A 4,777-nucleotide genomic window follows, 5' to 3' on the forward strand; every position below is an offset into this window, starting at 1 on the left:
CCCTGGCCCCCGGCGTAGGGGCGCACTGCGTGCGCCCGCCCGTTGGGCCTGCCGGCGTTCCTCGTGGGATGGTGGTCCGTCCGAGGCGGGCGCACCTCTGTGCGCCCCTACGGGGGTAATCCCGGCGGGGGGTGGGGCCTTCTCCCAGGGAGCTCGCGCCGACCTTCCTTGGCCAGCCACTCGTGGAACGCGTCTCTTCCCCGGAGATCTGGATTCTCGCGGTCCAGGGACCACTGCAGGGGGTTGTCGGAGATGTAGGTGCGGATGCGGTCGAGGGCCGCGTCATCCCGGACGACGTGCTCGAAGTATCCGCGCTGCCACACGCTGGCTCCGGGCGTGCCGCGCAGCGCGTTGACTCGGGCGGTTGCCGCCGCTTTGAAGCCGGCCACCAGAGACCCGAGGGTCCGCGGCGAACGCTGGAAACGCAGGCGGTCAGCCGCGGACGCGGAGCCTCCACAGGGCAGGAGCACCACCGCGTGCAGGTGATTGGGCATCACCACGAAGGCGTCCAGTTCCACGCCGGGTCGCAGCACCGCCGTGCGCTTCCACTCCTCCTCGATAATGCGGCCCACGCCGTTGAGGTCCACCGTGGGGCCGGCCACCGTCCCGAAGACGAGCCGTCGGCCGGCGGTGCACACGGTGACGAAATAGGCGCCGGCCTGGGCGTAGTCGAAGCTCGGCAGGCGCGACGAGCGCCGGTGCGGAAGGTCGTTCGCCACGATTTCCCTCCTGCGGCGTAGGGGCGCACTGCGTGCGCCCGCGCGTTGGGCGGACCGGGAACGCCCCCTTGGGGTTGTCGTTGCCCCGAGGTGGGCGCACGTCTGTGCGCCCCTACGGGGGTGATTCTGGCGGCCGATGTAGGGGCGCACTGCGTGCGCCCGCGCGTTTTGCGGGCTGGGGTCAAGTCTCCTCCAGCCCCGCCAGGTACTTCTCCACCGCTTCCAGGGGATCGCGAGACTCCTCCAAGATCGTGGCGGTCAACCCCCATCGGAACCTTCGGTTGCGCTCCTCCGGGGGCGAGCGGTACCAGTCCGCGAGTTCGCGCAGGAAGAGCTCGCACCGGTGCCGCTCGGCGGCACGTGCCCGCCAAAGGTCGTGGTGCCAGAGGATGAGCTTTCGAGGTTGAGGTCGGCGAGGCGGCGCTCGGCCGCAGGGGCTGGCGGGGCGGCCCGTCAGGCCGCCACGCGGGCGCGCAGGTCCTCGAGGCCCCGTTCCAGCCGCCCCACGCGCTCGAGGATCAGCTGGTACTCGTCGCGGCGCACGATGACCTCGTAGAGCCGGGCGATGGAGCGGTTGGTCTCGTCCATGCGCCGCAGCAGGTCGCTGTGAAGCTGATCCATTCGCTTGTTGGTCTCGTCGATCCGCTTGTTGGTCTCGTCGATGCGGCGGCTCTGGTCGACCAGCTGCGCCTGGATGTCGTCGATGCGCTTGTTGGTGAGCTGGAGGATGGACTTGATCTCGGCGTTCTCCGCCCGGATCGCCCCGAGCTCCGGCAGCACCGACTCGTGGAGCATCCTCTTGAAGGCGTCCGTCATTTCCATGCGCCGCCTCCCTCCCCATCGGGCCCTGACCGGTTCCCGCAGTGTAGGGGGCCGGGCCGACCCTCGCAAGAGGCAGGGCTGCGCCAGCCCACACGGATCGAAACCGAACCTTCGTCTCGGGCACCGTAAGGGCGACGCGTGCGTCGCCCTTACGGTGCCAGGGCCGCCGCCAGGGCGTGCAGGGCCGACTGCGGGTCCCGGCCCAGGTGGAGGCGCAGGACCTTGCGGCCTCGGTCCAGCAGGGCTTGCCGGTCTCCAAGCGCCTGGGCGGCCTCCAGCACGCCGAAGCTCAGGGGGGCGCCCTCCTCGCCCGGCCCTTTCGGGCCGTCCGGGCCGTCGGGGATGACTGCGTCCCGGGCGGGGTCGGTGGTGAGCTGCACGAAGAGGCCGGCGCCCCCGTCCCCCTTGTGGAGCTGACCGGTGGAGTGGAGGTAGCGGGGTCCGTACCCCAGGGTGGTGGCCAGGCGGGTGCGGTCTCGCACCGACCGGCGCAGTCCGCCCAGGGCCTGGTCCATCCCAGGGGAAGGGGGCAGGTAGGCCTGGAAGGCCACGTAGGCGCCCGGCCCGGCTCCGTCCACGAAGGCGGCAAGCGCCGCGGCCGGGGTCTCGCCCCGGGACTCCCCGTACACACGCACCTCCCGGGAGCACAGCGACGGCTCGGTCTCGGGCAGGCGCCCCTGGGCCCGGTAGGCCGCCACGAGCTCCCGGGCCCGCACCTTGGTCGCCTCCACGTCGGGCTGGTCGAAGGGCGCCACCCCCAGGCGCCACCCGGCCACGGCGGTGGCCATCTCCCAGAGGAAGAACTGGGCCCCCAGGTCGTACAGATCGCGGAGCGCGAGGCGGATCACCGGGTGGCCGGCCCTCTCCAGGGCCGCCACGGCGCGGTCGTGGGTCTCGTCCCCTTCCAGGCGCAGGTGCACGAAGACCCGGTCCGGCCCGTACGCCTCCGGGGACGCCGGGGGCTCCCCCACCACGGGAAGGATGCCCCGGCCCTCCTTGCCGGTGCTCTCGGCCACCAGCTGCTCCACCCAGTCTCCGAAGCTCGACACCGCGGGGGAGAAGAAGAAGGTGAGCTTGTTCCGGCCCGCCAGGGCGAGCTCCCCCAGGGCCGCGCCCAGGCGGGCGGCCTGGTTGTCGCCCTGCACGGGGCAGTTGCACGCTGCGGCGTTGGCGGCGGCGGTGAGGGCGCGCTCCAGGAGCAGCTCCACGTCGGCCCCCACGAGGGCAGCGGGGACGAGGCCGAAGGGGATGAGGGCCGCGTACCGGCCGCCCACGTCCGGGTCGCTGAGGAAGATGTGGCGAAAGCCGTGGGCCCGGGCCAGGTCCGCCAGGGAGCTCCCGGGGTCGGTGACGGCGGTGAATTGGGCGCCCGCCCGGTCTCGCCCCAGGGCCCGGGCCGCGCGCTCGTAGAAGAAGCGGAAGAGGGAGAGGGTCTCCACCGTGCCCCCCGACTTGGTGGAGACGAGGAAGAGCGTCTTCCTCGGGTCCAGGGTCTCGGCGATGCTCAGCACGGCGTCCGGGTCGGTGGAGTCGCACACGGCAAGGTCCAGATGGCCCGGGGCGACCCCGAAGGTCTTGCGGTACACCTCGGGGGCCAGGCTCGACCCCCCCATGCCCAGGACCAGGGCGTGGGTGAGCCCCTCGGCCGCGACGGCGCGGGCGAAGTCCCGAAAGGGGGCGGTGGCGCCCCGCATCTCCTGGGGGGCCCGCAGCCACCCGAGCCGATTGGCGATCTCCGTGGGATCGGGCTTCCACACCGTGTGGTCGTGGTCCCAGATGCGGTGCATCACCCGCGCGCGCCGCAGGTCCTCCCAGGCCCGTTCCACGGCCCCCCGGTAGGGGCCGAGGCGAAACGAGGCTGCCTCCCTGGGCGCCCCGAGCCGCCCGCGCTTTTGCTCGACGCTCTGGAGGAGGGCGTCGAAGGACGCGGCGAACGCGGCCACCCCTTCGGCGAGGAGGCGGTCGGTCACGGCCCCGAGGTCGATGCCGAGTTCCCGAAGCTGGGCGAGGCGGGCGCGGGAGGCCCCCACCTCGCGGTCGACGGTGCGCGCCACCCGCCCGTGCTCCAAAAAGGCCTGGAGGGTCGCGGGGGGCACCGTGTTCACCGTGTGGGGCCCCACGAGCTCGTCCACATAGAGGGTGTCGGGGTAGGCCGGGTTCTTGGTGCCGGTGCTGGCCCACAGGGGGCGCTGGACCCGGGCGCCCCGGGCGGCCAGGGCCTCCCAGCGGGGGCCCTGGAAGAGCTCGGTGAACCGGGCATAGGCGCACCGGGCGTTGTCCACGGCGGCCTTCCCGCAGAGCTCGGGGCGCCCCCGCGCCTCGAGCTCCGGGTCGAGGGCCGTGTCGAGGCGGCTCACGAAGAACGACGCCACCGACGCCACCCGGGCCAGGTGGGCGCCGGTGGAGGCCAGGCGCTCCAGGCCCGACAGGTAGGCCTCGGCCACGGCCTCGTACTGGGCCACCGAGAAGATCAAGGTCACGTTGACGTTGACGCCCTCGCCGATGAGGGTGCGCACGGCGGGGATGCCCGCGGCCGTGGCCGGGACCTTGATCATGGCGTTGGGCAGCGCCAGGGTGCCGAACAGGCGGCGCGCTTCCGCCACTGTTGCCTCGGTGTCGTGGGCCAGGGCGGGGCTCACCTCGAGGCTCACGTACCCGTCGACGCCGTCGGTCTCGTCGTACACCCGGCGCAGCACCTTGGCGGCGCGCCGGATGTCGTCGATGGCCAGGTGCTCGTAGAGCTCCTCCACCGAGAGGTGCTGTCGCACGAGGCGCGCCAGGTCGGCGTCGTAGTCGGCGCTTCCGGCGATGGCTTTCTCGAAGATGGACGGGTTCGAGGTCACACCCCGCACCCCATGGTCCACCAGGGCCTTGAGCTCGCCGGCCTCCAGGAAGGAGCGGCGGATGTAGTCGAACCAGACCGCCTGGCCCAGTGCGGCCAGCTCGTGGAGCTTGGTCACGGAATTCCTCCCGGGCGCCGGGCGCCCGAATATCGGGTAAGGGATGCCCCTACGAGAGATCCTTGAGGACCTAAACTCTTCGATACCGCATCAAGTTTGAGCCCGGCCTCGGTGGGTCCTACGGCTAGGGAGCGAACCCCGGAGCCTGGGCGCGCACAAGCGAGCGCCCGGAGGGTTCGGGGTGGGCCCGAGGGCGGGCGCACGCTGTGCGCCCCTACGGGTAACACGGCCGTATTCCCGGGTTCTCAGCCGCTACGCGAACCCACACGGATCGGA

The 4,777-nt window shown here is 72.3% G+C and carries 3 protein-coding genes; all 3 read right to left on the reverse strand.

Annotated elements, in window-relative coordinates:
* Nucleotides 1–107 precede the first annotated feature (107 nt).
* The 3 genes from AB1578_22085 to AB1578_22095 all read right to left on the reverse strand — a co-directional run bounded on the left by AB1578_22085 (nucleotide 108) and on the right by AB1578_22095 (nucleotide 4,501).
* Nucleotides 108–719 (reverse strand): transposase, encoded by a 612-nt coding sequence (locus AB1578_22085; protein ID MEW6490588.1) that lies wholly within the window; start codon nucleotides 717–719, stop codon nucleotides 108–110.
* A 453-nt stretch (nucleotides 720–1,172) separates the two neighbouring features.
* Entirely contained in the window at nucleotides 1,173–1,541 is a 369-nt protein-coding gene (locus tag AB1578_22090; GenBank protein ID MEW6490589.1) for a hypothetical protein, read from the reverse strand.
* Nucleotides 1,542–1,690: 149 nt separating this feature from the next.
* Entirely contained in the window at nucleotides 1,691–4,501 is a 2,811-nt protein-coding gene (locus AB1578_22095) for a bifunctional transaldolase/phosoglucose isomerase (GenBank protein ID MEW6490590.1), read from the reverse strand.
* Nucleotides 4,502–4,777: the final 276 nt, after the last annotated feature.

The organism is Thermodesulfobacteriota bacterium (assembly GCA_040756475.1).
GTDB lineage: Bacteria > Desulfobacterota > Deferrisomatia > Deferrisomatales > JACRMM01 > JBFLZB01.